The sequence below is a fragment of the Arthrobacter sp. B2060 genome, from assembly GCF_059090445.1.
Genome location: NZ_JBNHFR010000011.1, coordinates 157,799 through 184,231, shown reverse-complemented (window position 1 = coordinate 184,231; position 26,433 = coordinate 157,799). Strand labels below are relative to the sequence as shown.

The 26,433-nt window shown below is 63.7% G+C and carries 22 protein-coding genes and 3 pseudogenes; 4 read left to right on the top strand and 21 right to left on the bottom strand.

The window, feature by feature from the left end:
• Window positions 1-143: 143 nt before the first annotated feature.
• The 5 genes and pseudogenes from AC5RUM_RS18040 to AC5RUM_RS18020 form a co-directional block, all read right to left on the bottom strand.
• Window positions 144-1,622 (bottom strand): MFS transporter, encoded by a 1,479-nt coding sequence (locus tag AC5RUM_RS18040; protein WP_494036249.1) that lies wholly within the window; start codon window positions 1,620-1,622, stop codon window positions 144-146.
• Window positions 1,623-1,956: 334 nt separating this feature from the next.
• Complete coding sequence (locus AC5RUM_RS18035) at window positions 1,957-2,169, bottom strand: hypothetical protein (protein WP_494036237.1); 213 nt, start codon at window positions 2,167-2,169, stop codon at window positions 1,957-1,959.
• Between the two features lie 146 nt (window positions 2,170-2,315).
• Window positions 2,316-3,214: pseudogene (iolB, locus tag AC5RUM_RS18030) on the bottom strand (5-deoxy-glucuronate isomerase).
• Window positions 3,215-3,265: 51 nt separating this feature from the next.
• Window positions 3,266-4,000, bottom strand: coding sequence for an MFS transporter (locus AC5RUM_RS18025; protein ID WP_494036248.1), 735 nt, complete (start codon window positions 3,998-4,000; stop codon window positions 3,266-3,268).
• 3 nt (window positions 4,001-4,003) lie between these two features.
• Entirely contained in the window at window positions 4,004-4,810 is an 807-nt protein-coding gene (locus AC5RUM_RS18020) for an MFS transporter (protein ID WP_494036236.1), read from the bottom strand.
• A gap of 290 nt (window positions 4,811-5,100) precedes the next feature.
• Here AC5RUM_RS18020 and AC5RUM_RS18015 point away from each other — a divergent pair, with 290 nt between their 5' ends.
• Genes AC5RUM_RS18015 through AC5RUM_RS18005 form a run of 3 tightly spaced genes read left to right on the top strand, consistent with a single transcriptional unit; the run spans window position 5,101 to window position 8,129 of the window.
• Window positions 5,101-6,096 carry a substrate-binding domain-containing protein gene (locus tag AC5RUM_RS18015; RefSeq protein WP_494036235.1) on the top strand — a complete coding sequence of 332 codons (996 nt, stop codon included), beginning with the start codon at window positions 5,101-5,103 and terminating at the stop codon, window positions 6,094-6,096.
• Window positions 6,097-6,156: 60 nt separating this feature from the next.
• Window positions 6,157-7,203, top strand: a complete 1,047-nt coding sequence (locus AC5RUM_RS18010; RefSeq protein WP_494036247.1) for an ABC transporter permease — start codon at window positions 6,157-6,159, stop codon at window positions 7,201-7,203.
• 11 nt (window positions 7,204-7,214) lie between these two features.
• A complete protein-coding gene (locus AC5RUM_RS18005; protein WP_494036234.1) occupies window positions 7,215-8,129 on the top strand; it encodes an ATP-binding cassette domain-containing protein in 915 nt (304 codons plus the stop codon).
• Window positions 8,130-9,051: 922 nt separating this feature from the next.
• Here AC5RUM_RS18005 and AC5RUM_RS18000 read toward each other — a convergent pair.
• The 8 genes and pseudogenes from AC5RUM_RS18000 to AC5RUM_RS17965 form a co-directional block, all read right to left on the bottom strand.
• Window positions 9,052-9,927 (bottom strand): sugar phosphate isomerase/epimerase family protein, encoded by an 876-nt coding sequence (locus AC5RUM_RS18000; RefSeq protein WP_494036233.1) that lies wholly within the window; start codon window positions 9,925-9,927, stop codon window positions 9,052-9,054.
• Between the two features lie 344 nt (window positions 9,928-10,271).
• Window positions 10,272-11,783, bottom strand: a pseudogene (locus AC5RUM_RS17995) (CoA-acylating methylmalonate-semialdehyde dehydrogenase); the annotation flags it as partial.
• Window positions 11,784-11,834: 51 nt separating this feature from the next.
• A complete protein-coding gene (gene iolD, locus AC5RUM_RS17990; protein ID WP_494036246.1) occupies window positions 11,835-13,763 on the bottom strand; it encodes a 3D-(3,5/4)-trihydroxycyclohexane-1,2-dione acylhydrolase (decyclizing) in 1,929 nt (642 codons plus the stop codon).
• Between the two features lie 18 nt (window positions 13,764-13,781).
• Window positions 13,782-14,717 carry a Cgl0159 family (beta/alpha)8-fold protein gene (locus AC5RUM_RS17985; RefSeq protein WP_494036232.1) on the bottom strand — a complete coding sequence of 312 codons (936 nt, stop codon included), beginning with the start codon at window positions 14,715-14,717 and terminating at the stop codon, window positions 13,782-13,784.
• Window positions 14,714-15,715 (bottom strand): 5-dehydro-2-deoxygluconokinase, encoded by a 1,002-nt coding sequence (gene iolC / locus AC5RUM_RS17980; RefSeq protein ID WP_494036231.1) that lies wholly within the window; start codon window positions 15,713-15,715, stop codon window positions 14,714-14,716. The genes AC5RUM_RS17985 and iolC overlap by 4 nt, the downstream gene beginning before the upstream one ends.
• 103 nt (window positions 15,716-15,818) lie before the next feature.
• Window positions 15,819-16,223, bottom strand: a complete 405-nt coding sequence (locus AC5RUM_RS17975) for a tautomerase family protein (protein ID WP_494036230.1) — start codon at window positions 16,221-16,223, stop codon at window positions 15,819-15,821.
• A 113-nt stretch (window positions 16,224-16,336) separates the two neighbouring features.
• A complete protein-coding gene (locus tag AC5RUM_RS17970; protein WP_494036229.1) occupies window positions 16,337-17,344 on the bottom strand; it encodes a sugar phosphate isomerase/epimerase family protein in 1,008 nt (335 codons plus the stop codon).
• Window positions 17,341-18,519: a Gfo/Idh/MocA family protein gene (locus AC5RUM_RS17965; RefSeq protein WP_494036228.1), complete on the bottom strand. Its 1,179-nt coding sequence runs from the start codon at window positions 18,517-18,519 to the stop codon at window positions 17,341-17,343. The genes AC5RUM_RS17970 and AC5RUM_RS17965 overlap by 4 nt, the downstream gene beginning before the upstream one ends.
• 132 nt (window positions 18,520-18,651) lie before the next feature.
• Here AC5RUM_RS17965 and AC5RUM_RS17960 point away from each other — a divergent pair, with 132 nt between their 5' ends.
• Window positions 18,652-19,677, top strand: coding sequence for a LacI family DNA-binding transcriptional regulator (locus AC5RUM_RS17960; RefSeq protein WP_494036227.1), 1,026 nt, complete (start codon window positions 18,652-18,654; stop codon window positions 19,675-19,677).
• Window positions 19,678-19,777: 100 nt separating this feature from the next.
• Here AC5RUM_RS17960 and AC5RUM_RS17955 read toward each other — a convergent pair whose 3' ends face one another.
• The 8 genes and pseudogenes from AC5RUM_RS17955 to AC5RUM_RS17920 all read right to left on the bottom strand — a co-directional run bounded on the left by AC5RUM_RS17955 (window position 19,778) and on the right by AC5RUM_RS17920 (window position 26,340).
• On the bottom strand, window positions 19,778-20,230 hold the full coding sequence (locus AC5RUM_RS17955; RefSeq protein WP_494036245.1) for a GntR family transcriptional regulator: 453 nt from the start codon (window positions 20,228-20,230) through the stop codon (window positions 19,778-19,780).
• Between the two features lie 114 nt (window positions 20,231-20,344).
• Window positions 20,345-20,518: pseudogene (locus tag AC5RUM_RS17950) on the bottom strand (GntR family transcriptional regulator); the annotation flags it as partial.
• Window positions 20,519-21,086: 568 nt separating this feature from the next.
• Entirely contained in the window at window positions 21,087-21,611 is a 525-nt protein-coding gene (locus AC5RUM_RS17945) for a flavin reductase family protein (RefSeq protein WP_494036226.1), read from the bottom strand.
• Window position 21,612: 1 nt separating this feature from the next.
• On the bottom strand, window positions 21,613-21,969 hold the full coding sequence (locus tag AC5RUM_RS17940; RefSeq protein ID WP_487442504.1) for a cupin domain-containing protein: 357 nt from the start codon (window positions 21,967-21,969) through the stop codon (window positions 21,613-21,615).
• A gap of 2 nt (window positions 21,970-21,971) precedes the next feature.
• Window positions 21,972-23,438: a 4-hydroxyphenylacetate 3-hydroxylase family protein gene (locus AC5RUM_RS17935; protein WP_494036225.1), complete on the bottom strand. Its 1,467-nt coding sequence runs from the start codon at window positions 23,436-23,438 to the stop codon at window positions 21,972-21,974.
• A complete protein-coding gene (locus AC5RUM_RS17930; RefSeq protein WP_494036224.1) occupies window positions 23,435-24,118 on the bottom strand; it encodes a DUF2848 family protein in 684 nt (227 codons plus the stop codon). Before AC5RUM_RS17930 ends, AC5RUM_RS17935 begins: the two co-directional genes overlap by 4 nt.
• Before the next feature lie 18 nt (window positions 24,119-24,136).
• Window positions 24,137-24,949 carry a carbon-nitrogen family hydrolase gene (locus AC5RUM_RS17925; RefSeq protein WP_494036223.1) on the bottom strand — a complete coding sequence of 271 codons (813 nt, stop codon included), beginning with the start codon at window positions 24,947-24,949 and terminating at the stop codon, window positions 24,137-24,139.
• Between the two features lie 32 nt (window positions 24,950-24,981).
• Window positions 24,982-26,340: an MFS transporter gene (locus AC5RUM_RS17920; protein WP_494036222.1), complete on the bottom strand. Its 1,359-nt coding sequence runs from the start codon at window positions 26,338-26,340 to the stop codon at window positions 24,982-24,984.
• Window positions 26,341-26,433 lie beyond the last annotated feature (93 nt).

The window sequence follows — 26,433 nt, the reverse complement described above, 5'->3', positions numbered from 1 at the left end:
GGGCACGCGGGCACGCGGCAAATGTTGGCCTACGTTATGGCCCATGATTCGCGCCGTCCTTCTTCCTTGGATCGAGGGTTTTTCCGTTGATAGCTGCAATCAGGTTGCGTGACAGCCCAAGGGCGGCTGCCGCGCGTTCACGGTTATTCCACCCTTCCCCCTCGCCCAGGCCGGCTGACTGCGGCTCCGGCATGGCGGTGCAGCATCAGGCTGTCTGCCGTGCTGAGGAGCATCAGCAGGGCGATTGCCAAGAAGGCGCCCCGGTAAGCTGCCATAGCCTCTCCGCCCGCTGCGGCGCCGAGCACCGCGTCCCATTCGCTGGTGAACAGGGGAGCGGCATCGAATACGCGGAGGAGAAGGGCTCCCACCGCGATGCCTGCCCCTGTGGCGAGCTGGACAAGCGTGGCTGAAACGGCGTTGGCCGAGGTCAGCTGACCGGGCACGATGTCTGCGTACTGGACGGAGGCGTAGGCGGAGAACCCGATCGACCGGAACGCGCCGCTGCAGACAAGCAGCACGAAGATCAGCGGCTCGGGTGTCCCGGGAGTGAGCAGGGCGCAGAGCGCGAACGTCACCGCTGACGCCAGGGACGCGAAAACGAGGACCGGCTTGAACCCCATGCGGCGGATCAACGGCGTGGTGGCCGGCTTCATGGCGATATTCCCGATGAACACGGCTGCCACCATGATGCCGGCATGGATGGGGCTCCATCCGTAAACCTCCTGGAACATCAGCGGCAGCAGGAAGGGGACAGCGCTGATGGCGAGCCGGTAGATGAAGCCGCCGGTGTTCGTCGCCCGGAACGTGCGCGCGGAGAACACCGTCAGGTCGAACAGCGGATTGGCTGCCCTGCGCATCCACAGCACAGCGGCGGCCAGGGCGGCCGCTCCCGCCACAAGGCTCAGCAGAGTCCATGGCCCGTCCGGGTGGGCGCTGGCCAACTCCAGCCCGGCAACGAGCGAGCCGACGCCGGCCGTGGTCAGAACCAACCCAAGCCAGTCGAGCCGGCGTTCGCGGTCACCCGGCACCCCTGGCACGAGGCGGAGAGCTGCCAGGAACGCCGCGACGCCCAGCGGTAGATTGACCAGGAAGATCCAGTGCCAGGACAGGTACGTCGTCAGCGCCCCTCCTACCAGCGGCGCCAGCACCGGGGCCAGCAGTCCGGGCCACACAAGATAGGCAGTAGCGCGCAGCAGTTCAGACTTGGGCGTCCCGCGGAGTACCACGAGCGTACCCACGGGGACCATCATGGCGCCGCCCGCGCCCTGCAGAATGCGGCTGAGGGTCAGCGTGGTCAGGTCCTGGCTCAGAGCACAGAGCAGGGAAGCTACCGTGAAGAGCACAATGGCCAGGCAGAAGATACGTCGGGCTCCCAGCCGCTCGGCCAGCCAACCGCTCAGCGGGATGCCCATGGCCACGGTCATCAGGTAGGCCGTCATGGTGATGTTCACGCTGGCAGCGGCCACACCGAAATCACCGGCGATGGTCGGAATGGCGGTCACCAGCACCGTCCCGTCCAGGAACTCCATGAAGAACGTGGCCGCCACGAGCAACGCCAGCCGCGGGCTCCACTGGCTCCCCGTGGGGGAGTGGCGGACGTCCTCCGGGGAATGGTCTGTCATGGTCACCCCTGGTTTGGCCCTTCTTTCCTTCGTTCGTTGAATTCGCCTAACCAGTCGGCGCTGGATGCGGCCCTGCCCCGCGTTGGCCAACACCAGGGCCGCATCCTTGAAGGAGTCCTTGGCGGGGAAGGCCAGCGGGTCGACACCTGCCATTTCCTCCATGACGCGGACCATTTGGCAGCAGCAGCCGAACTCGTTGTCGTGCCAAGGGGATGGGGGACGGCGGCGCTGCTACTGAGTCATTCAGGGCGGCGGGTACTCGTCCTCGCCATGCGACGGACCTTGGGCAGCTTGGCTTGCCCAACCTCCTTCTGGAGGCTGGCACCCGCCTAAATCAGACCCGACGGGCCAGATCCTGCTCGTGGATAAGTCCGAACGGAACTTCTGGTGAAAGCGCCACGGAGAAATGACAAAAATCGTGGCGAGTTACGAGCACTCCACCGGTTCGATCGGCCGATGCATCACTGCAAGCTGCCGAGACGGCGGCATGCAGCTTTTCGTCCATCTCGGCTTTGTACTCGACGTAGAAGTCTGCGACAACAAACATCTTCTTTGTATCCTTCGGAGTAATTTCAACGCGAATACTGAGGCTTTCGCAAACCCGGTCTGACGTCTCTCTTGCGAGAGTTGGTCCGGCCCCGCTGGGAGGAACCAGCAAGGTCAGTGCTTCTATGCAGATTGCCAAGGGTGGCGCTAATCGCTGAACGGCAGACGCGGGTCCACGTCCTGGCCTTCCCAGCTCTGTCGGACCCAGCCGTGATGTGGATCGTCGCTGATAAGCCAATCGCGCACCTGACCGGGGCCCGCCATCACATTGAGGTAATACAGGTCGTAGCCCGGGGCTGCCATCGCCGGCCCGTGCCACCCGTACGGAACCAGGACAACGTCGCCGGTGCGTACTTCGGTAGAGATATCAATGGGGCGCTCGTCGGAGGAATAAACGCGCTGATAGCCCACGGGGTCGGCTTCAAAAGCGGGACCGCCGGTAACGGTGGGGGCTAGGCGCGTTTCATAGTAGTAGATCTCTTCGAGGCTGGTTTCGCCGTCTTTTTCCTCGTCATGCTTGTGAGGTGGGTAGGAGGACCAGTTGCCGGCCGGAGTGATGACCTCGCAGACGATGAAGCGGTCGGCTTCCAGAGCGGAAGGGTGCCAAAGTTGTGTACCTGACGTGAGCAGTTACCCGCTCCCCGCAGCTCCACTGGCGTTTCCGCTGCTTCGATGCGACGAGTTGGGTACCGGACCTGTGCGGGGGCAGTGGCGACGGCAACCCGTCCGCCTTCCGCAGAGCGGACCGTGACTTCGGCGCCGGCTCCGGAGTAGAGGACGTCGCTGGGTCCACTGAATACTGAGGGTCTGCCAGCCAGAGAGTATTTCGTGCCATCGACCGTCACAGTGAAGGCTCCGCTAAGCGGAACCACCAAGCGTTCCTCACATGAGGCAGGAAGTTCTACTGTGGCACCCGGGCCCAGCGTGGCGACCTTCAATCCGGTATGAGCCCACCCTTCCACTTTATGGGCGGAATCAACAGTTCCGAGCGAGATGTCCCAGCTGCCCTCTGCAGCTGCCCCCAGCGGATAAACCCATTGAGTCATGTCTGTGCTCCTTCCATGGAACTACTACTCAAGGTGATGGAACGCGAAAACTTAGGCGTACCGGAGGCGGAAGCGTTCCTCCAGGTCCTCGAGAGACGCATCCTTTGTTTCCGGCACCAGTTTGGCGACAAAGATGATGGCGGCCACTCCCAAGGCCGCAAAAACGAAAAACGTTCCCGAGATCCCCACCGCAGCCACGAAGGAGGGGAAGGCGAGGCTGATGAGGAAGTTCGTAATCCAGAGGCAGAAAACTGCGATGCCCAGTCCAAGTCCACGCACCTTGAGAGGGAAGATTTCGGCGAGCATCAGCCAGACTATCGGGCCAATGGTTCCTTGCATGAAGGCAACAAACATGACGATGAAAAAGAGAATAACCGTGGCTCTAAGGAATCCCTCGGGGAGTAGGAGCGATGAGACTCCCACCATGAGGTGGGCCGAGGTTGTCCCGATGAAGCCGATGAGGAGCAGAGCGCGACGGGAATAGCTGTGGATCAGGCGTATTCCGATCAGGACGGCTGTCACGGAGATTGCGCCGTTTGCAGTATTTGCGATGAGGGCTCCTCCGCTGGAGAATCCGGCCTCCGTGAGCAGCTGTGTCCCGTAGTACATGATCGAGTTAATTCCCGTGAGCTGCTGGGCTATCGCCAGTCCGATGCCTATAAAGAGCAGTCGGCGCACCCAGCGGATTTTCAGGTCAGGCAGTCCGCCGGTTTGAGCTACTCGTTCGAGCTGGGCCAGGTCACGAACTTCTGCCAGCTCGGCTTCGGCCCTTTCATCGGATCGAATGGATCACAGTACTTGAAGGGCTTCTGCTTCCCGCCCCTTTGACAGGAGCCAGCGGGGACTTTCTGGCATGCGCAGCATGCCGAAATACAAGACAATGGCTGGCAAAGCCGCCACTGCGAGCATGAAGCGCCAAACTCCCGCGCTTTCGCCCCACGCGTTACCGATGATCGCATTGACTACAAAGGCGGCGAACTGGCCGGTCACGATCATCAGCTCGTTACGCGTGACCAGCCCGCCGCGTTGCTCCGTAGGAGCGAGCTCGGCCAGATAAACGGGGACGATCACCGACGAGCCGCCCACTGCCAGACCCAGAAAGACACGGGCTACGACCATCACGGCGACGTCGGGAGCCACGACACAGCCGAGAGCAGCCAGGAAGAACAGGATAGCGAGGATGAGGATTCCTCTGCGGCGGCCAATGAAGTCTGAAAGCCGGCCACCCAGCGCTGCGCCAATTGCGGCACCAATGAGCAGCGAACTTGTGACGATCCCTTCCGTCACTGGCGTCAGGCCAAGGTCCGTGGTCATGGGGGCGAGGGCGCCGTTGATCACGCCTGTGTCGTAGCCAAAAAGCAGGCCGCCGAAAGTGGCAACTACTGCCACGAGCCCGAGCTTCTTGCTGTGGGGGCCCACTGTCAATGCTGGCAGGCTGGGGCGCAGTAATCGGTTCGAGTTCACCGGGACTCCATTGTTTGGGTGATTGTGTTTGCTGGCTACCCCTGATTCTGGAGCGCTCCACGAAACGTTACGCATGTCACTTTGTCCTGTCAATAACAGTGACTTCTTCTTTCGGTCGCCCAGCACCTTCATTCTGCAGATCCCCAGATGCGGCGGATGAGTTCGAATTCTTCTTCTGAACAGCCTCTCGCCAGAAAGGCGTTGCTACTGACTGTCACCAAGGCAAGCTCACATGATGGCAAGCGGGCCTGCTAACGCTGACATTGCTCCAGGGATTATTGGGCTATTGACAGGACAAAGTATTGACCGTAGCCTCGGTTCATGGAGCGCTCCATATGCTCTACATCACATCGCTTGCTCTCCTAGTCCGAGTACCTCGGCGGTGTGCATTCCTCGTTAGGCTCGATCGAAGGAGATCAGCAGTGAAGAAGTTCTTTTGGCGCCGCGCGGCGATCGCCGCAGTTTCAGTTCCGATGCTGGCGCTTACAGCTTGCTCCAGCCAGGGTGGAAGGGCACCCGAAGCAAACAACGCCGCCGGCGGGGGCCAGGTCGCCTCGACTGACCGGATGAAGATCGCCCTCGTTACGCACGCTCCGGCAGGGGACACTTTCTGGGACACCGTCCGTAAGGGTGCCGAGGAAGCGGCGGCGAAAGACAACGTGGAGCTGCTTTACACAAATGACCCCGAAGCGGGTCGGCAGTCGCAGTTGATCCAGCAGGCAATTGACCAGAAGGTGGACGGTATCGCCGTCACCCTGGCGACGCCCGATGCCCTGAAGGGTGTACTGAAAAAGGCTACTGATGCGGGCATTCCCATTGTTAGCCTCAATGCGGGTGAATCCGTCTCCAAGGAACTCGGGGCCTTCACCCACTTCGGTTCCAACGAGGAACTTGCAGGGCAGGCTGTAGGAGAAAAGCTGGCAGGGCAGGGAGTCAAGCATCCAATCTGCGTGATCCAGGCCCAGGGTCACGTGGGTCTGGAAGCCCGCTGTGCAGGTGTGAAATCCAAGGTTCCCGGAACGGAGATCCTTTACGTGAACGGAGCGGACATGACCGCCGTCGAGTCGACGGCGACGGCAAAGCTACAGGCCTCCAAGGACGCTGATGTCATCATCGGCCTGGGTGCACCCATCACGCTGACGCTCCTGAAGTCGGTCTCGACGGCGGGAAGTTCGGCCAAGGTTGCCAGCTTCGACCTGAACCGTGAACTGACCCAGAAGATCGCCGACGGCGATGTGATGTTCACGGTGGACCAGCAGCCCTGGCTGCAGGGCTACAGCGCCGTGGATGCGTTGTGGCAGAACAAGCGCGGCGGGTTCCGGCTCGGTGGCGGCCTCCCGGTGCTGACGGGTCCGGCCATCGTCGATGAATCCAATGCGGCGGACGTCTTGAAGTTCGCCGAGCAGGGTATCCGCTAACAACCCGCAGCCGGGTCCGGCTCAACCCCGGGCCCGGCAGCAAGGAGAATCATCATGGCCATGACCCCGACATTGACAAAACCAGCTGTGACAGACGAGAGGGTTGCAAAACGCAACCCTCTGCAGAAGTTGCTCGGACGCCCGGAAGTTGGCGCCCTGGTGGGCGCAATCGTCCTCTTCGTCTTCTTCGCCTCGGTCTCCCAGACGTTCATTCAGCCGAACGCCTTCGCCACCGTCCTGTACGGCAGCTCCACCATCGGCATCATGGCCGTGGGAGTCTCGCTGCTGATGATCGGCGGGGAGTTCGACCTTTCCACCGGCGTTGCCGTGATCAGCTCGGCCCTGACCGCCTCGATGTTCAGCTGGTACTTCAGCATGAACGTGTGGGTCGGCGTGATCCTGGCCCTCGTGGTCTCGCTCGGCATCGGGTACATCAACGGCTGGATCCTGATGAAGACCAAGCTGCCGAGCTTCATCGTCACGCTCGCGACGTTCCTGATGCTGACCGGCCTGAACCTGGGCCTGACCCGCATGATCGGCGGCGGCGTGTCCTCCCCGTCGATTTCCAGCATGGACGGCTACCAGGCAGCCCGGGCCATCTTTGCCTCCTCGGTAAACATCGCCGGGGTTGACGTCAACAACACGGTCTTCATCTGGATCGCCCTGGTCGCCGTGGCGTCCTGGGTGCTGCTGCGCACCAAGGTGGGCAACTGGATCTTTGCCGTCGGCGGTGACGCCAACGCTGCCCGCGCCGTGGGCGTCCCGGTCAAGGCGACCAAAATCGGCCTGTTCATGGCGGTCGGTTTCTGCGGCTGGATCCTCGGCATGCACAACCTGTTCGCATTCGACGCCGTGCAGTCCGGCGAGGGTGTGGGCAACGAATTCCTCTACATCATCGCAGCGGTCATCGGCGGCTGCCTCCTCACCGGCGGCTACGGCTCGGCCGTGGGCGGCGCGATCGGTGCCTTCATCTTCGGCATGGCCAACAAGGGCATCGTCTACGCCCAGTGGAACCCGGACTGGTTCAAGTTCTTCCTGGGCCTGATGCTTCTCTTGGCCACCATCGTGAACCTGATCGTCAAGCGCCGCGCAGACGCAAGCAAGTAAGGGCTGAAACCATGAACGCCAAGCAGATCGACCAGCAGCAGCTCCTCAAGGATGAGAAGGATCCGCTGACCCACACCCCGGTGCATTTGCTCTCGCTGGAGAACGTCGGCAAGCATTACGGCAACATCGTCGCCCTCACCGACGTCACCATGGCCGTGGACAACGGCCGTGTCACCTGCGTCCTGGGCGACAACGGTGCCGGCAAGTCCACGCTGATCAAGATCATCGCCGGGCTGCACCAGCACGACGAAGGCGTGCTGAACATCATGGGCGAAGAACGAAAGTTCAGCTCGCCGCGCGACGCCCTCGATGTGGGCATCGCCACGGTCTACCAGGACCTCGCCGTGGTTCCGCTGATGCCCATCTGGCGCAACTTCTTCCTCGGCTCGGAGCTGACCACCGGCTTCGGGCCGTTCAAGAGCCTGGACGTCCAGAAGATGAAGGACATCACCAAGAAGGAACTCGCCGACATGGGCATCGACCTCCGCGACGTCGAGCAGCCCATCGGCCAGCTCTCCGGCGGTGAACGCCAGTGCGTCGCGATCGCCCGCGCCGTCTACTTCGGCGCCAAGGTCCTGATCCTGGACGAACCCACAGCGGCGCTGGGTGTGAAGCAGTCCGGCGTCGTGCTCCGCTACATCCTGCAGGCCCGCGACCGCGGGCTGGGCGTCATCTTCATCACCCACAACCCCCACCACGCCTTCCCCGTGGGCGACCGGTTCCTGCTCCTGAAGCGCGGCCGCTCCATCGGCTACTACGACAAAAAGGACATCACCCTCGACGAACTCACCGCCCAGATGGCCGGCGGCGCAGAACTCGCCGAACTCGCCCACGAACTCGAACAGCTCGGCGGCCACGGCGACATCGTCAAGGAAGTCCATGCTGAAGTGGCCGGCGTGGAAACTGAAGCACGCAGCGCCCGCTAGCAGCAGGCCGCCCTACCAGTTCCACTGATTGTCAGCAGACCGCCAGGCTCATCTATGAGCCTGGCGGTCTGCTGATGCGTGGTGCGGCGGTGCTTCACCTAAGTCCATAGTCCGCCGCCGAAGTTCCCTTCGCGAAAGGCACAGATGGCGGTTCCAAGTTGTTCTTCTGCATCGCGGAGCAGCCTGGCGCCGTCGCGGAGTTGTTCGCGCACGTGCTGGCCCGGCCCGGCAAACCTGTCAGCCGGTACTAGAGGGGCTCGTGAAGCGTCGCGACCTCCTCACCAGGGATCCAGAACCCTGAATTGCACACCCGTTCCGGCGGGGCGGCTCACCCGTACGCAGGTTTCCAGCCCGGCCAACGCCCGCGGGGACTTCATCCGGGGGCGATCAGCCGAGAATCCTGCCGGAAGACATCCTTGGCCGGGCAGAGGTAGAGCTTCCCCCGGCTGGCGTGTTCGGTGGCATCGGTCAGTTACACTCGTTCACGCCGTTGCGATTACTCCCGCTCCACCGGTCGTCAGGGCGGCGCGGGACCCCGGGTTTGCGGTTCCCTCGACGAAACCATCAGACACGCGCGGTCCCGACCCCGAATTCATTGTTTGGACGGCCAGGCCGGTTGCGGGGATCCCCCAGCCCGGCCTCCCTCGACTCCCGGTCGCTCTAGGGCTCACCGCAAAGTGCTCTGTCGAGAAACACTGACACTTCGCCGGGTCCGCCCTAGGGAGCCTCGTGTGCGCAAGGCACCCCCGGGGGCCAAAACACGCTAATGCACAAAGAGGACCTCCTTGTTTGATAGCGCTCGGAGAGCACCACACAAACCCGGAGGTCCTCCTATTGTGTTTAAGAATTCCCCGGTCAATTAACATCCGGGCACAGTACAGTCAGCAGGCGCCTTTGGTTCCCTGGCGGCAGCAATTGCTGTTCAGTTCCTGACCTTTTGGACATGCTGCTTCATGGTCTCCAGCTGATAGCGGGATACTTCAGCGGCATTTTCGTTTTCAGCAAAGACACTGGACACCATCACGGTGTCGTCGCGGTCCAGGAAGCCGATCTCGTTCAGGCCGCCGAAGAATTCTTCCCAGTTGACGTCGCCGTCGCCGATCTTCAGGTGCTGGTGCACCCTGACCGGGTTGCCCGGCGGGTTGGTGATGTAGCGCAGGCCGTGCGAGGCGTGGTGGTCCATGGTGTCCGCGACATGGACCAGGCGCAGCTTGTCCCCTGCCGCGCGCATGATGTCCAGCGGGCGGTTCTTCATATGGAAGCTGTGCGAGGCCACGTAGACCAGGCCGACGTTCTTGGAGTTCAGGCCGCGGATTACCCGGATGGCAGCCAGGCCTTCTTCCACGAAGTCGTCCGGGTGCGGGTCGATCAGCAGGTCGATGCCTTCGCGTTCGATGATGGGCAGCAGCTCTTCCATGGAGCGGTAAAAGGCGCGCTCGGATTCTTCGGCCTTCTCCGGCCGGCCGCTGAACTCGGTGTTCATAGTGCTGACGCCCAGGTCCACGGTGATCTGGATGGCGCGCTTCCAGTAGCGGACGGCGGCTTCGCGGGCGTCTTCGTCCGGCCCGGACCAGCGGAGCACCGGCAGCACCGAGGCGATCTCGATTCCGGCGTCCTTACTGGCCTTCTTCAGCTGGCCCACCAGTTCGTCGTCGGCCTTGGGGTGGTTGTAGAAGGGGATGAAGTCGGCGTGCGGCGTCATCTGCATGTACTTGTAACCAAGGTCCGCCACGACCTTGGGGAACTCCAGCAGGCTGTGGCTGTGGTGGAACGGGGTGGGATCAAGGGCAATTTTCACGTGGGACTCCAATGTGGATCAGTTTGGGAGGCGGATGTGCCGGCAGGGGAGAGGCGGCTGCTGCCGCCGCTCCCCTGCCAGGAACCAGCTACAAGGGAGCGGCTATGAGGACCACTTCGTCTTTAACGAGTGGGGTCGGCCAGCGCTTTTTCCATCCAGTTTGCCGGCCTGAGACAGCTCAGGTGAGGCTCGTTGGAACAGGTAGCCGCGCATTCTCAGTCGCGTCGTCCGCGGCCTTCTGTGGCGTCGTCGGCGCGTCCGGGAACGGCGTCCTCTCCTCCGGCGAGCTCGTCGGGGAGTCCTTCTGCGATGCCGTCGTGGCGGACGGCGTGGCTGTCGTCGGCGTGGGAGGGGAAGTTGTACGAGGCACCGGAGGCGTGGGTGGGTTCGGGCCAGCGGGAGGTGATGACCTTGCCGCGGGTGTAGAAGGAGACGCCTTCGGGTCCGTAGATGTGCTTGTCGCCGAAGAGCGAAGCCTTCCAGCCGCCGAAGGAGTGGTAAGCGACCGGGACGGGCAGCGGGACGTTGATGCCGACCATGCCGACCGTGACGGAGCGCTGGAACTTGCGGGCGGAGGCGCCGGAGGAGGTGAAGATGGCGGTGCCGTTGCCGTAGGGGTTGGAGTTGATGAGCTTGATGCCGTCTTCGAGGCTGTCGACGCGGACGACGACGAGGACGGGTCCGAAGATTTCCTCGGTGTAGGCGGTCATTTCTGTCGTGACGTGGTCGATCACGGTGGGGCCGACCCAGAAGCCGTCCTCGTGGCCGGGGACCACGAGGTCGCGGCCGTCCACCACGATGGCGGCGCCGGCCTGTTCGGCTTCGGTGACGATCCGCACGATGCGTTCCTTGGAGGCCGGGGTGATGACCGGGCCCATCTCGGCGCCGGGGGCGGTGCCGTTGTCGACCTTGACGGCCAGGGCACGCTCTTCGACCTTCTTCACGAGCAGGTCAGCGGCGTCCGCGACGGCGACGGCGACGGAGATAGCCATGCAGCGTTCCCCTGCGGAGCCGAAGGCGGCAGCGGCGAGGTGGTCGGCGGCGTTGTCGAGGGCGGCATCGGGCATGACGATGGCGTGGTTCTTCGCCCCGCCCAGGGCCTGGACGCGCTTGCCGTGCGCCGTGGCGGTCTCGTGGACGTACTTGGCGATCGGGGTAGAGCCGACAAAGGAGATGCCGTCCACGTCCGGGTGGGTCAGCAGGCCGTCAACGGTTTCCTTGTCGCCGTGCAGGACCTGGAACACGCCGTCGGGCAGGCCCGCGGCTTTCCACAGCTTGGCCAGCAGCATCGAGGCGGAGGGGTCGCGCTCGGAGGGCTTGAGGATGAAGGCGTTGCCGGTGGCGATCGCCATGGGTGCCATCCACAGCGGCACCATGACAGGGAAGTTGAACGGCGTGATGCCCGCGACGACGCCGAGCGGCTCGCGGAAGGAGAAGACGTCGATGCCGGTGGAGACCTGGTCCGAGTAGTCGCCCTTGAGCAGCTGCGGGATGCCGCAGGCGAACTCGATGACCTCCAGGCCGCGGCCGATCTCGCCCTTCGCGTCGGAGAGGACCTTGCCGTGCTCGGCCGTGATCAGTTCGGCAAGTTCGTCAATGTGGGAGGCGACGAGCTCGCGGAACTTGAACAGCACCGCGGTGCGCTTGGCCAGGGAGATGTCCCCCCAGCTGTCGGCGGCGGCGCGGGCCGCGGCGACCGTGGTGTCCAGGTCCGCCCGGTTGGCCAGCCGCAGTTCAGCGCTGACGGCGCCGGTGGCAGGGTTGAAGACGGGCTGGGTGCGGTCGCCTTCACCGGCGGTTTCAACGCCGTTGATGAAGTGGTTGATGGTGGTGGTGCCTTCAGTGGTGGTCGTCATGGGACTCTTCCTTGAGTGATCAAATTTGAGTGGTCGAAGTTTGAAGGGGGTTCAGCCGAGCAGCTTGCGCTGGCGGCTCTTGTGGTCGGCGTACGTCTTGTACGCCTGCTGCGTCGATTCCAGGTCCGAGACCTGGGAGACGGGGACATCCCACCAGGATTCGGAGCTCGGGGCATCCAGCAGCGGGTCGGATTCGACGTGGATGAGGATCGGTCCTCCGCGTTCCGGGGCTGCCTTGGCGTCGCGGATGGCCTGCTCGAGTTCGGCGATGACCTTCTCCCCCGGTTCAATCCGGATCACCTTCACGCCCAGGCTCTCAGCGTTGGTGGCCAGATCCACGGGAAGGGTTTCGCCGTCGTCGAAGCTGTGCTGTTCCTCGTCCAGCACGCGGTACTGGGTGCCGAAGCGCTGTGAACCGAGTGATTCGGAGAGGGAGCCAATGGAGGCGTAGCCGTGGTTCTGGATCAGGACCACAATCAGCTTGATCCGTTCGGCGACGGCGGTGACCAGTTCCGTGTGCATCATCAGGTAGGAGCCGTCCCCCACCATCACGACCACGTCGCGCTGTTTTCCCCCGGCAGCGGCCTCTGCCAGCGCGGCCCGCTTGACGCCCAGACCGCCCGGGATCTCGTAGCCCATGCAGGAGTAGGCATATTCCACGTGGTAGCCGAACGGATCGCGCACCCGCCACATCTTGTGCAGGTCACCGGGCAGCGAGCCCGCGGCGCAGATCACGACGTCCTGGGCGTCCATGGCCCGGCTCGTGGCTCCGATGATTTCGTTCTGCGCGGGCAGCGGCGTGTACCGGGTGCCGAAGGCCTCGTCCACGGTGGCGTCCCAGCGCTGTTTCTCGGCAGCGACCTGCTGTTCCAGGTCCGCGCCCACGCGGTAGCCGCCGAGGGCCTGGTTCAGCTTGACCAGGGCCTTCCGGGCGTCCGCGACGATGGGCAGCGTGGTGCCGTGCTTGTAGGCATCGATGGCGGCGACGTTGATGTTGATGAATTTCACGTCCGGGTTCTGGAACGCGGTCCGGGACGCGGTGGTGAAGTCCTCGTAGCGCGTGCCGATCCCGATGATCAGGTCCGCCTCGGCAGCGATGGCGTTGGCCGCCGTCGTGCCCGTGGAGCCGATGGCTCCGAGCGAGAACCTGTGGTCCCACGGCAGCACGCCGACTCCGGCCTGGGTGTTGCCCACCGGAATGCCGGTGAGTTCGGCGAATTTGGCAAGTTCCTCGTTCGCGTAGGCGTAGAGCACGCCGCCGCCGGCGATGATCAGCGGGCGCTTCGCCGCACGGATCGCTTCGGCAGCGCGGCGAATGTCCTCGTTCTCGGCTTCAGGGCGGCGGATCCGCCACTCGCGTTCGGCCAGGAACTCCTCAGGCACATCAAAGGCTTCGGCCTGGACGTCCTGCGGCAGCGAAATGGTCACCGCGCCGGTCTCGGCCGGGTCGGTCAGCACCCGCAGGCCGTGGTGGAACGCGGAGAACAGCTGCTCGGGCCGGGAGACCCGGTCGAAGAACTTCGAGAGCGGCCGGAAGGCGTCATTGACCGTGATGTCGTACGCGTACGGCTGCTCCAGCTGCTGCAGTACGGGATCGGCCGCACGAGTAGCGAAGGTGTCGCTGGGCAGCAGCAGCACCGGCAGGCGGTTCGTCGTCGCCAGCGCCGCGCCGGTGAGCAGATTGGAGGAACCCGGACCGATCGAGGTGCTGATCGCGAACGTCTGCCGGCGCCGGGTGTGCCGGGCGTAGCCGACAGCCTGGTGGACCTGTGCCTGCTCGTTGCGGCCCTGATAGTACGGCATGACCGCCGGATCGAGCTGCTGGTACTGCTTCAGCGCCTGGCCCACACCGGCCACGTTGCCGTGCCCGAAAATGCCGAACGTACCCGGGATCAGCCGCTCCCGGAAGTCGACCCCGCTCACGGAATCAACGGTGTACTGCTTGGAAAGGTACTCGACCACGGCCTGCGCCACGGTCATTCTGCGGGTTGCCATTGCTTACTCCGTGACTTCTTTGGTGTGGTGGAGGAGCGAAGCCGCTGCGGCGACTGCGCCGGCAACGTCGCCGTCCTGCGGGTACAGCAGGGTCCTGCCCACGGTGAGTCCCTGCACGCCGGGGAGGGCAAGCGCCGCTTCCCAGCTGGCGAAGACCTCGTTCTGCGTTCCCTCCGGGTCGCCGCCGAGGAGGACGGTGGGCATGGTGGTTGCCGCCATGACGCGTTCCATCTCCGCCACCACAGGCAGCTTCATCCAGGTGTAGGCGCTGGTGGAGCCCAGGCCCTCGGCGATGGCGATGGACTTGACCACAGCATCGGTTGAGAGGTCGTTGCGGACCTTGCCGTTGACGCGGACGGAGAGGAAGGGCTCCACCATCGCGATCAGCTTGCGTCCGGCCAGGGAGTCGATGGCCTTGGCGGTTGCTTCCAGCGTGACCACGGTGTCCGGGTCCTCAAAGCAGATGCGGGTAAGCATCTTCCCGCCGTCGGCGCCGAGGGCCTCCAGGGCGGCAGCGGTATGGCCGGTGAAGCGGTCATCGAATTCGTTGACCAGCCCGGTGAGGCCGCCGCGGTTCATCGACCCGAAGAGCAGCTTGCCCTCCAGCGCACCGAGCAGCAGCAGGTCATCCATGATGTCCGGGGAAGCGAGCACGCCGTCCACGGCCGGGTTGGCCAGCGCAATCCGCAGCCGGTCCAGCAGCTGGCGGCGCTCCGCCATGGCCACCGGATCGCTGCCGACGGCAAGGGCGCCGCGGGCCGGGTGGTCGGCAGCGACAATGAAGTTCTGCCGGCCCGCCTTCGGCCCCGGGTGGCGGCGGCGCGCCTTGGCGGCACGGGCCACGGCATCGGGGTCCTCGAGGCGGATGCGGCTCAGGTGTTCGTAGCGGCGGGGGTCATCATCCACCGTAAGGGTGGCGCTGCCAGGGTTGAGGCTCACAGTGCCGCTCCTTCAGGAATTGAGGTGCCGGGAACAAGTCGTCCCCGCTCGGCCAGCAGGGAGGTGACCTCGGCCGGGGTGGGCATGGCGTCGGCGCAGGACACCCGGGACGCAACGATGGCGCCGGCTGCGTTTGCGTAGTCGAGGACCTGGGCCAGGGGCCAACCGGACAGCAGTCCGTGGCAAAAGGCTCCGCCGAACGAGTCACCGGCACCCAGTCCATTGACGGTCTCAACAGGGACGGGGGCGGAGACCACGCGCTCTGTGCGGGTCTTGGCCATCACGCCTTCGGGGCCGAGCTTGACGACGGCGATTTCCACGCCGGCTGCCAGGAGGCGGTCCGCCTGCTCATCAGGCGTGCCCTTCCCGACGGCCACGGCACATTCCTGGTCGTTGCCGATGGCGACGGTAACGTCCGGCAGGATCTTGGCTATTTCGGCCCGGGCTTCCTCCTCGGAGGCCCAGAACATGGGGCGGTAGTCAAGGTCCAGGATGGTGTACTGGCCTTCCTTGAGACCGGTGCGGGGGCGGGCTTCGTGGGCCTTGATGTGCGCTTCACGGCTCGGTTCCTGACAGACGCCGGTAACGGTGGACCAGAAGATGCGTGCCTGCCGGATGGCCTCAGTGTCGAGCTCGTCAGCCTTGATCTGCAGGTCCGGGGCCGTGGGGAAACGGCCGTAGAAGTAGAGCGGGAAATCATGCGGCGGCTGGATGGCGCAGAAGGTCGCCGGCGTCTGGAGCCCCTGGACCGGGGTGACGAAGGAATCATCCACACCGAACTTTTCCAATTCGCGGTGCAGGTACGTGCCGAAGGGGTCATCGCCGGTGCGGGTAATGACCCCAGTGCGGCGACCATGGCGGGCGGCGGCGACGGCGACGTTGGACGGTGATCCGCCGAGGTACTTGCCGAAGGACGTCACGTCCTCCAATCCCACCCCGATGTCATTCGGGTAGATATCAACGCTGATTCGCCCGATCGTGAGCAGTTCGTGGGTCACGGTAATCGCGGACCTTTCTATTTGGTACTCCGTGAGTTACGGAACAAGCGCTCGTGACCCTAGTGGCCAAGCGCAAGCGGGAGCGGGTGCTGGGAACTTTGGGTTATTTCTTGGGTACGGCCAGCTCACCGGTGACGTATTGTGCCCTGCCGAAGCCGAAGGACCAGTCGCCGGGTGTGTTCTCGGTGTAGCCGATAAATACGTTTTCACCGCCTACTCCCAGGTCGCTCAGCCGGGCCGCAACTGTGGCGAACAGGGACTGTTTGGCTTCCTGGCTGCGGCCGCCCTGGGTGAAAATCTGAATCATCACTACGTCGCTGGACCGTTCAAAGCCGAGGCCGGCGTCCTGTGCGAAGATCTGGCCGTCCGGGTGCTCGGTGAGGATATGAAAGTAGTCCCGCTCCGGAATGCCGTATTCAGCGAGGATGGCGTCGTGGATGGCCCGACTCAAATCCTGCAGTTGCTGCGTACTACGGCCCTGGTTTACGTCGATGCGTACGAGAGGCACTTTTGCTCCTTAGGACGGCCGCTGCTCTGCGAGCCATCGGAAATCCAGTATTCGCTGGTTGGTTTTTCGGGAACGGCGGGCTGTGGGGCCGCCACGTAAGCGGCCCCACGTCCTTACGCCGGGACGGCCAGGGCTGCGTCTGCGTCCTTGAGGACTTTGGCTGCGACTTCCAGGCCTTCAATGCGGCCGAGCTCGACGTCTTCGTGTTCGATGTTGACGAGCATGTTGGGGTCCACTTCGTGGAGTGCACGGAGAAATTCGGTCCAGTAGGCGGTGTCGTGGCCCTTGCCTAGGGCTACGAAGTCCCACGCGGCGGGCTTGGGCCATTCGTTGGCCCATTCATCGCCGCCGAGGTTGGTGCGGTTCTCCTCGGGGGACAGCCTGCGGAAACGGTTGTCCAGGACGCCGTAGATGGCTGCTGTTTCCCTGTTGACCCGCACGTCCTTGGCTGCGGCCTGGAGGACCAAGGGGCCCAGTTCGCGGACGACGGCGACGGGGTCCATTTGCTGCCAGAACAGGTGGGAGGCGTCGAGCTCGACGCCGACGTGGGTTGCTCCGGTGAGTTCGACGAGTTTGTACACATCTGCGGGGTTGAACACGAGGTTCTGCGGGTGCAGTTCCAGGGCTACCTTGACGTCCAGGTCACGTGCGAGGCGGTCGGTTTCCTTCCAGAAGTCCGAGGCGATGCCCCACTGGTAGTCGAGCACGTCCAGGGCTGCAGAGTTCCAGGCGTTGACGATCCAGTTCGGCACCGTGGCTCCGGGTTCGCCGCCGGGGAGCCCGGACATGGTGACCACGCGGTTCTGTCCGAGGCGGTTCGCCAGGCGGATGGAGCGGCGGATGTCTTCGGCGTGCTTGTCGCCGATGGTGCGGTTCGGGTGCAGGGGGTTGCCGTTGCAGTTCAGCCCGGCGATGGAGACCCCGGTTCCCTCGAAGATGGCGAGGTAGTCGTCGCGGGCGGCGTCGCTTTCGAGGATGTCATCGAAGGTGGGGATGTGCACGGCTGGCAGGAAGCCGCCGGAGTTGATTTCGATGCCGGTCAGGCCGAGGTCGGCGATGACTTTTAGTGCTTCCGGGAGCGGCCGGTCGTGCAGGATCGCGTTGTAGACGCCGAGTTTCACAGGGTTACCTTCTTTCCGGCGCCGGCCGCTGATTCCGCGACGGCGGCGAGCAGTTCCATGTTGTGCACTCCCTCATCGAAGGTGGCGCAGCGGGGCAGGGAGGATGCTTCGTCGATCCCTGCGACCTCTTCGAGGAAGGCCCGGGCCTGGTAGCCGAAGGCGTCGTTCTGGCCAAAGCCCACGCTGGGGGCGTCCATGGCCAGGCCGCCGGCCAGGTAGGGGTGTTCGGGTCCGAGGATGACCTGGCGGTAGCCGTTCTCCGAGGAGGGGCCGGAGTTGAGGAAGAGTTCGATTTCTGCGGGGCGGCGCTGATCGAAGCGTGCTGCACCGTTCTCGCAGAAGGCTTCGAAGATGAGGCTGTTGGCGTGTCCGGCGGCGACGCGGGAGACTTCAAAGCCGCCCGAGCCTTGGGCGAACTCGGCGGAGAACGCTGCGTAGTCGTCGTTTTCTACGCTCTCGAAGACGTCGCTGACGGCTGCGTGGTCATGGCCCATGACGGCTCCCAGGGGGAGCGGGCGCTTGCTGATGGCGGTGCTGAAGCGTCCGCCGCTGATGGAGCGGATGTCTCCGCAGAGGAACTCCGCGACGTACGTGAGGTGGGATCCGACGTCGGCCAGCGCACCTGAGCCGGGGCCGCCCTTGTACCGCCAGCTCATGGGGGCATCGGGGCTGAAGCCGTAGTCCGTCCAGTAGCGGCCGCTGAAGTGCAGCACATTTCCGAGAGTTCCGTTCTGGATAAGGTCACGGATGTAGGCGATGCCGGGAGTGCGGCGGAAGGTGAAGCCGATCCGGGCGATGGAGGAGGCGTTCCGAGCGGCTTCGGCCATGGCCCGTGCGTCTTCCAGGGTGTCACTGAGCGGCTTCTCGCAGAGTACATGCTTGCCCGCTGCGAGGAGTCCCTCGACCACTTCACGGTGCAGGGAGTTTGCGATGACGACACTGACGACATCGATGTCGTCGGCTTCGGCAATCGCCTGCCACGAGGTGTCGTTGCGTTCATACCCGAACCGTTTTGCTGCGATGGAACCAAACTCAGCATTCACGTCCCCGATGGAGACCAGCCGAACCGGTGGAAGAACAGGGTTGTAGAGTGCGGACGCGGTGCGGAAGGCAGCGGCATGGGCCTTACCAGCCATACCCGCCCCGATGACGGCGACGCCGATATCTTTGGGCATTGATTTCTCCTTTGAAACTCAGCCGGAGCTGCGCGGACACAGCAGCTGAAGTGGGGGTAATGTGAAATGGAGCGCTCCAGAAAAACGATAAGCCCACAGCTTTGTCCTGTCAATGTCTTTGAAGGAGGAGGAATGAGTAAGAATGGCAGAATGACGCAGGAGACCAGCGGCAGGCGCCCAAACATTTACGACGTGGCCTCGGCTGCGGGAGTATCCAAGTCCCTCGTCTCGCTGGTCCTCAGGGGAGCCGCAGGCGTGTCACCTGCCCGCCGGGCGGCTGTCGAGGAAGCGATGGAACGGTTGAATTACCGTCCCAGCCGTGCTGCTGCAGCCTTGGCCGGCAACACGTCAAAGACCATTGGCGTAGTGCTGGATGACTACCGGAACCTTTGGTTCGTGGGACTACTGGGGGGAATGCATGATGAACTTGCGCCCCACGGTTACCGCGTCGCGGTGGCAGACCCCTCCTTCAATGCGCACATTGACAGGACGCCCGTGGACGGCTTTATATCCCTGCGGGTTGACGGCATCGTCATTGCCACAGAGCCATCTGAGGGCATGTTCACCGGCGTAGACGTTCCGGTGGTTGTCGCCGGAAACCGAGACACAACCGTTCCTGGTGCCGACGTCGTTGCGAATGATGACTTGGCGGGCGCTCGGCTGGCCACTGAGCATCTGCTCGGTTTGGGCCACCGTGAAATTGGCCATCTCACCGGCGGGGGAGGCGCCGCCCGCCTGCGAGCCCAAGGTTTCGAAGTCGTGATGCATGAACGTGGGCTACGAGCGCACATCGCCCAAGGCCACGGACTCACGACGGAATCCGACGGCTACCAAGCGGCCCTGAAGCTGCTGGATGAGAACCCCTCAATCACCGCCATCTTCGCCGCCAATGACACTATGGCGTTTGGCGCTGCGGGTGCCGCCCGCGACAGGGGACGGAACATCCCCGGTGATCTGTCACTCATCGGGTACGACAATTCGCCCCTTGCGTCCGCCAACCTGTTGCGACTGACCACAATTGACGATCGAAGCGGGCAGGTCGGCATTGAAGCCGCAAAGGCCCTTCTTGCCCGCGTAACGGATCCTACGGCGCCGCCGCGGACAGTGCTGGTGGGCCCCGAACTCGTGCTCAGGGAATCTACAGCCCCTCCGGCCTGACTACCGCACATTCATGAGGCGGGCATCGCCATGCCGCTGAAAACTTCGAGCGGTGGCAACCTTGCAGCGGCGGGGCTTTCCCCGCCAATGCCCCGTTACCTCATTCGCAGGTACCGACCAGCGTCATCTCGAAGGTGTAAGAGTCAGCGCGGTAAAAGTGGCGTCCCATCTCGATTACTCGGCCAGTGTCATCAGCGACCCTTCGATTCACGGTCACGAGAGCGGCACCGGGCGGGATGTTCAGGACTGCTGCCTGGTCGTCGTCGGCACTGGCGGCACCGATGCTCTGGCTGGCGACGCGAAGGTTTATTCCGGCGCGCTTCAGCACGTCATACAGGCTGTCCGTTTCGAGTGCTTGGGCGGACAGGCCCTTGATTGTGCCGCAAACCCAATTTTCCATCAGTGCCAGCGGTTGTCCGCCGACGCACCGGATTCTGGTGAAATGACAAATTTGCATATCTGGGGCCGGCCCGAGGCCTTCACCGATGTTCCTCTCGGCCGTCTCCCAACCGAAAGATGTGACAAGCGTTGTCGGGTCATGGCCAGCCGCCAGGAGGTCCTCGTGGAGGCTCGTGAGCTCGACGGGTCGCCGAACGGACCCGCCCACCACCTGAGTTCCGACCCCTCGCTTCCGCACGAGTAGTCCGCGCCGAACGAGCGAGTCCATGGCTTGCCTCACAGTGGGGCGGGAGAGTTGAAGCCGCGCGCAGAGGGCAATCTCGCTCTCAAGCCGTTGCCCCTGGGCAAGACGACCATCGCGAATAGCTTCCTCGAAAACTAGCGCCACTTGGTGGTGAAGGGGCACAGGAGAGTTCCGGTCAATGTCGAGGTTCAAATGCATCATGCCGCGCTTCGGGTTCCTGTAGCTGGGTGGCTGTTTGCTGGCCGTGGCTGTTGGTTGGCGTCGAAATCGACAGGGGTACCGTGGTTTCCTGTAGCCCCGGAGACGTCGGTTTTGCAGTAGCCCCGAACGACGTCGTCGCCTGGCTTACCAGCCCTCCTTAGAAGTTTCCATGGCTTGCTTATGGAGCGCTCCACTTGATTGTGAAGTGCCCCCCGTCCCTTGTCAAGACGAATTCTCGATAAGCCAAGGAGCCAGCGACCTCCCCACTCGCTCGGCAAGGGGGCTCGACGGGGAACGTAGCCGGTGAGTCGGTGGGTCGATACGTTATTTTTCTCCGGCAACTTCTTTAGTTTCGAACGCCGATAACCGGCCTTCTGTCTGTTCAAGTCGGTGGCTATGTGGAAGGAGTCACCAAACCTGTCGTTCGCGAGGCGCGACAGTATCAGCCGGGGGAGCGATGTGTTGAGCACTTGGCCGGTTCGCTTGCCCAACGACGGGCAGTGCGTAACTGCCTGCCGTCACCGTTGCCCGGGAAGGGGCAACGGTGACGGCGATGGTTCCGTTCCTAGAACGTCCAGGGCATGGCGTCGTGGTTGAAGTCCCGGAATGATCCGAACTTTCCGGCATTGAATGCCAGGCCCTCCCCGTCACGGTCACGGCAGGCCACAACCTGCCCAAAGAACACCTGGTGATCACCGATGTCGTACTGATGGACCACTTTGCAGTCTGCTTGGGACAGCGCACCGCTGACCACTGACAGCCCGCGCTCGGTCCTGTCGAAGTCCCCGGTCTCGAAACGGGCCCCGCCCCGCTGGGCGAACTGGCGTGCCACGGCTTCCTGCTTGGCGCCCAGGATGGAGATCGCGAATTTCCCGCTGGCGAGGACGGCATCGCCGGTACGGGTGTTGAAGTTCAGCGAGATCATCAGGATGGGCGGGTCCAGGCTGATGGATGTCAACGAGTTGATGGTCATGCCGTACTGCTCGCCGTCGTGTTCCGTTGTCACCACGGCAACACCCGTGAGGAACCGGCCCATCGTCCGGCGCATGGCCAGCCCATCGGGCATGGCGAAAACTGCTGGGGTGCCCATGTCAGCTGTTTCCGTCCTGGTAGTACCGGACTTCAAACATCTTGGCCCCGCCTTCGGAAATCCAGGGGCCGTGCTCCATGCCCGGCGGACGGGTGGCCCAGTCGCCGGCCTTGAAGGTCCTGCCAAGGCGCTGGTCCACGAAGGAACCTTCAAAGATAAAGACCTCTTCCCAGAAGTCATGGGCCAGCGCGCCGTTGGGGGACGTGTCCGTGCCTGGCTCGAACTTGAGGATCCGGGTTACCGAGTCATCCGAGTCATTGCGGGCGAGGATTGCCTCGGAGAGACCCTCAATGTGCGGCACGCACGGCGTGAACTCCACTGAAGACGTGGGAGTGAATTCAAATTCGGGCTTTGCCATTTCTAGTTCTCCTCCTGGCGTCCGTCAACGCCGTAGGTGGCCAGGAACTCGTCGAGTTCCGCGACCTGCGCTTCGTAGCCATAGTTTCGGTAGGTGTAGGCACCCTTCACCACGAAGGGGGCGCCGGCGTAAAAGAGTTCGTACTGCTGGTGGCGGCCAGCGAATTCCGAACCGATGATGTCCCAGGCCAGGCGGAAGAGCTTGATGCGTTCCTCGCTCGTCACACCGGGGGAGACGATGTAGCGCTCCACGTCAGGTGCCGTCACCGGGCTCTTCATGTCCACCACGCTTGAGGGCAGCTGCAGGACGCCGCCACCCACCAGGTCGCGGAGGATGGCGATGACGCGCGGGTACGTTTCGGATTGCAGGCCCATGACCCCGTAGAGGGAACGCTTGCCGGGGACAAGCATCCCGGAGGAGTCGGTCGTAGCCGTGTACTCGGCGGCGATCAGCGCGGATTCGACCGAGGAGACCAGTGCCGCAAGTTCACCGAGCTTTTCCTGGACGCCGGGAATCTTGTCCGTGCCGTTGACCTGGGTGATTTTGCGAGCCACGGCTGCGATGAATTGCAGCTTAGTCGTGAAGCGCGTCTGGGCCTGCCAGTTGCCCAGGGCATGGGCACCGGTGTCGAAGAACTGGCGTCGCATGGTGTCCACGTTGCGGTCGATGAAAACGCGGTCCCAGGGGACCAAGACGTCTTCGAAAATAACCAAGGCATCCGGTTCGTCGTAGTGGCTGGTCAGGGGATAGTCGAACTCACTGGTGGCGGCCGGGGCGAACGGGCGGCGGCAGAGGAACTTCAGGCCGTCCGTCGCGGCGGGCAGGGCAAAGCTGATGGCGAAGTCAACGTCGTCCGGGCCGAGCGGCTTGATGCAGGTGACGAACACTTCGTCGGCGATAGCGCCGCCGGTGGCCAGCATCTGCGAGCCGCGGACGATCAGGCCCTCCTCCGTTTCCGTCACGACGCCCACCTGCAGGAAGTCGCCCTCCCAGCCGGACGCCGTCGTCGAACGGGAAACCTGGGGCGGGATGATCGCGTAGGAAACGTAGAGGTTCTCGGCGAGTATCCGCTCGTAGAAGCGTCGGATGTTTCCGGCGAAATCGCGCTCTGAGTCCTCAAAGACCTCCGGGTGAGCGCCGAAGGCAGCAAAGAAGGTGCCCACGTGATCGGGGCTGCGGCCTACCCAGCCGTGAGTGTGCTTGGCCCAGCGTTCAACGGCCTGGCGGCGCAGCTTGAGCTCCTCTGCGGTGCGGGGGATGCTGAAGACGCGGTTGGCGGTGCCGTTGATTTCTGCGCTGTGGTATTGCATTCCGTTGGCGGGGTCCGCGGCGATGTCGTACAGCTCGGCGATGGTGCGGGTGACGTTGCGGAATGCGGGGTGTTCGGCGACGCTGTCCACCGCTTCGCCGTCAATGAGTACGGTGCGCCCGTCGTTGAGCGTCTTGATGTATTGGTCTCCGGTCCTCATGCCTGGTGTCCTTTCGTGATGGTGTACGTGTGGTTGATGGTGGTGCCGTCCGGGAAGGCGAGTTCGAGCCGCCATTCCCGGCCGTAGATGAAGTCGCCGCCGATGACGGGCAGGGTGCCGCCGAGGCAGATGAAATCACCGCCCCCGATTGCGGTGCGCTCCAGGAGAAGTTCGACGACGTTGACCGGCGTGCGCAGGCCGTCCAGGGTTCCGTCCTGGTACAGGCGGCCGTCCACCCAGCTCCTCGCCCGGCAGTCATCGAGCGAGAGCCGCTGCAGGCTGTCGACGGGGATGACGGTCCCAGCCACGGGTTTAGGGCAGGCGCGCTTCGAATCACCGATGTCGAAGGTTTCGATATGGCGGTCCGTGTGGTCCGAGGAGATGCCGAGGTAGTAGCGTCCGCCGTGCCGGACGTAGAGGGGTTCGATCTCGCCGGATGTTTTGTCTCCGGTTACCGTCAGTTCCGCCGCGGAGCTGACGGTATTGCTGTCCACGGGGTAGAACATCGGGACCTCGTGCGGCGGTGCAACGCCGATGGCGGCAAGTTCGTCGATGTGGTGCTGGACGGCTGCCGCGTCACGGCCGGTGTATCCGGCGACGACGGTGTGGAATCCGGTGAGTTCGATCGTCCCGCCGGTGCCGGCGACGTTGAATGTCAGCGTTTCCGTGCTGGTCTTCATGGATCTTCTTTCTTGGTGTTAGCGGGCAAGGCCCGAGTAGTCTGCGAGCCGGTCGGCGATGACCGGGAACTCGCTGCGGGTGGCCTGGACAAGGCCGGGGTCGATGCTGGCACGGAGGACCTCTTCGCCGGTTCCGGCTTCTGCCACAAGGCGGCCCCAAGGGTCTATGACGCGGCTGGTGCCGCCAAGTTCCACACCTTCCTGGGTGCCGGCGGCGTTGCAGGCCAGGACAAAGACCTGGTGCTCGACGGCGCGTGCTGACGTCAGGAGCTTCCAGTGCTCCCGGCGAGCGGCCGGCCAAGCGGCAGGGACGATGACGATTTCGGCACCACGGACGCTGAGCTCTAACCACAGGCCCGGAAAGCGCAGGTCGTAGCAGGTGGTTCCCGCCATCTGTCCAAAGGGTGTTGCCGCGACAGGCAGCGAGATTCCCGGCGCCAACAGGTCCGCTTCAAGGGACTTGTAGCCGAAGACGTGGAGCTTGGAGTACCGGTGGGCGAGGTTGCCCTGGGGATCAACCAGGACCGAGGTGTTCCGGAAAGCGGGAGATCCATCCGTGGCTGGGCCGTCGATCCGTTCCACGATGCTTCCCACATGGACGTAGGCGCCGAGGTCCTTTGCCACGGCTGCGCACATCGCCACCGTTGGGCCGGTCACGGTCTCGGAAAGTTCCGGGTACTGCCCGAAGTGGAAGTAGCCTGCGCTCCAGAGCTCCGGGAGGACGATGAGGTCTGCTCCGCGCTGTTCGCGCAGCACTGCCTCTGCGCGATCGCTGCGCTGGCTCTGGGTTTCGTTGTCCGGGCTGGACAGCTGGACGAGTGCAAGGTCCATGGGTGCTCCTTGATGTGTGGAGGTTGTGGCGGTCATGGCTGTGCCCTCGTGCCGGGCACCTCGTCGAGCTCACTGAGCCTGATGTCCCTGGTTTCCCTGGCGAAGGAAACAGCGACAATGGAGATGACCCCCATGACCACCAGGTAGAGCGCGATGGCCTGGCCCGAGCCGAACGCCTGGTAGAGGGCAAGGGCGATGATGGGTGAGAGCGAGCCTGCGATCAGGGATGCCACGTTGTACGCCACCGACGTTCCGCTGTAGCGGACCTTGGTGGGGAACAGTTCAGAGAAGAAGGCTCCAATGACCGAGCTGTAGGCGGCGAAAATCAACAGGCCACCCACTGCCGCCAGAATGATCAGACCCGGTTGGCGGGAGTCCAGGAGGGCGAAGAAAGCGAAACCCCAGACTGCCGTGGCCACGGAGGCGCCAACCATCATGGGCTTGCGTCCAATGCGGTCCGCGAAGATTGCCAGGAGGGGAATCGCTACGACGGCGACGCCCTGGCCGATCATAACGGCGGTGAGGCCGGTCTGACGGTCCATCTTCAGAATCTCCGTGACGTAAGTGATGAGGAACAGCGAATAGATGTAGAAGCCCGCGTTCTCACCCATCCGGCTTCCGGCGGCGATGAGGATCTCTTTCCAATGGCCGCGGAACAGGGCGGCCAGGGGAAGTTTGGCCTGCTTGGCATGGTCGGCGTCCGCCTTTGCCTGCGATGCCAAAAAGAGGGGGGTCTCCTGAACGTACAACCGCAGGACCAGCCCGATGATCACGAGCAGCGCCGAGAGCCCGAAAGCGATGCGCCAGCCCCATGCCAGGAATTCCGCCGGCGGCATTGCGGCGGCCAGAACAGCCAGGACGCCGGCCGCCATGAGGTTGCCCAAGGGAGGGCCAACGTTCGGCCACGAAGCCCAGAACGCGCGCTTGGTGCTGTGGTCACTGTATTCGGAGACAAGCAGGACGGCTCCACCCCATTCGCCGCCGAGCGCGAAACCCTGCACAAGGCGCAGAAAGAGGAGGATCAGGGGAGCGGCAATGCCAATGGAGGCGTATGGCGGGATGAAGGCGATGAGTGAGGTGGCGACGCCCATCAAGAGCAGGCTCGCCACCAGCGTGGACTTGCGCCCGTGTTTGTCGCCCAGATGCCCGAGGACGATGGCACCCAGCGGGCGGGCAACAAAGCCCGCCGCGAAGGTGCCCAGGGCCAGCATGGTGCCCACAAAGGGGTCGGCACTGGGAAAGAACAGTTTGTTGAAAACAAGGGCAGCTGCTGTGCCGTAGAGGAAAAAGTCGTACCACTCGACTGCTGTGCCGGCCAGGCTGGATGCGGCAACTGCCGGAAGCGAGGTGTGCTTGCGCACCACCCGCTCCTGTTGCGAGACATTGCTCATGGGAATCCTTGGGGTATATGGGTAGGTCCGCTTCTGCGCAACGTTGCGCAGAAGGTAAGGGGCCGACGTCTCGGCTGCACTCGTGGGGAGGGT

Bases quoted from the DNA above. Each gene is read 5' to 3' on its own strand.
- AC5RUM_RS18040 (WP_494036249.1), bottom strand. From the start codon at position 1,622: ATGACAGACCATTCCCCGGAGGACGTCCGCCACTCCCCCACGGGGAGC.
- AC5RUM_RS18035 (WP_494036237.1), bottom strand. From the start codon at position 2,169: ATGTTTGTTGTCGCAGACTTCTACGTCGAGTACAAAGCCGAGATGGAC.
- AC5RUM_RS18020 (WP_494036236.1), bottom strand. From the start codon at position 4,810: ATGAAGGTGCTGGGCGACCGAAAGAAGAAGTCACTGTTATTGACAGGA.
- AC5RUM_RS18010 (WP_494036247.1), top strand. From the start codon at position 6,157: ATGACCCCGACATTGACAAAACCAGCTGTGACAGACGAGAGGGTTGCA.
- AC5RUM_RS18005 (WP_494036234.1), top strand. From the start codon at position 7,215: ATGAACGCCAAGCAGATCGACCAGCAGCAGCTCCTCAAGGATGAGAAG.
- iolD (WP_494036246.1), bottom strand. From the start codon at position 13,763: ATGACCGTGGCGCAGGCCGTGGTCGAGTACCTTTCCAAGCAGTACACC.
- AC5RUM_RS17965 (WP_494036228.1), bottom strand. From the start codon at position 18,519: ATGCCCAAAGATATCGGCGTCGCCGTCATCGGGGCGGGTATGGCTGGT.
- AC5RUM_RS17960 (WP_494036227.1), top strand. From the start codon at position 18,652: ATGAGTAAGAATGGCAGAATGACGCAGGAGACCAGCGGCAGGCGCCCA.
- AC5RUM_RS17945 (WP_494036226.1), bottom strand. From the start codon at position 21,611: ATGGGCACCCCAGCAGTTTTCGCCATGCCCGATGGGCTGGCCATGCGC.
- AC5RUM_RS17940 (WP_487442504.1), bottom strand. From the start codon at position 21,969: ATGGCAAAGCCCGAATTTGAATTCACTCCCACGTCTTCAGTGGAGTTC.
- AC5RUM_RS17935 (WP_494036225.1), bottom strand. From the start codon at position 23,438: ATGAGGACCGGAGACCAATACATCAAGACGCTCAACGACGGGCGCACC.
- AC5RUM_RS17930 (WP_494036224.1), bottom strand. From the start codon at position 24,118: ATGAAGACCAGCACGGAAACGCTGACATTCAACGTCGCCGGCACCGGC.
- AC5RUM_RS17925 (WP_494036223.1), bottom strand. From the start codon at position 24,949: ATGGACCTTGCACTCGTCCAGCTGTCCAGCCCGGACAACGAAACCCAG.
- AC5RUM_RS17920 (WP_494036222.1), bottom strand. From the start codon at position 26,340: ATGAGCAATGTCTCGCAACAGGAGCGGGTGGTGCGCAAGCACACCTCG.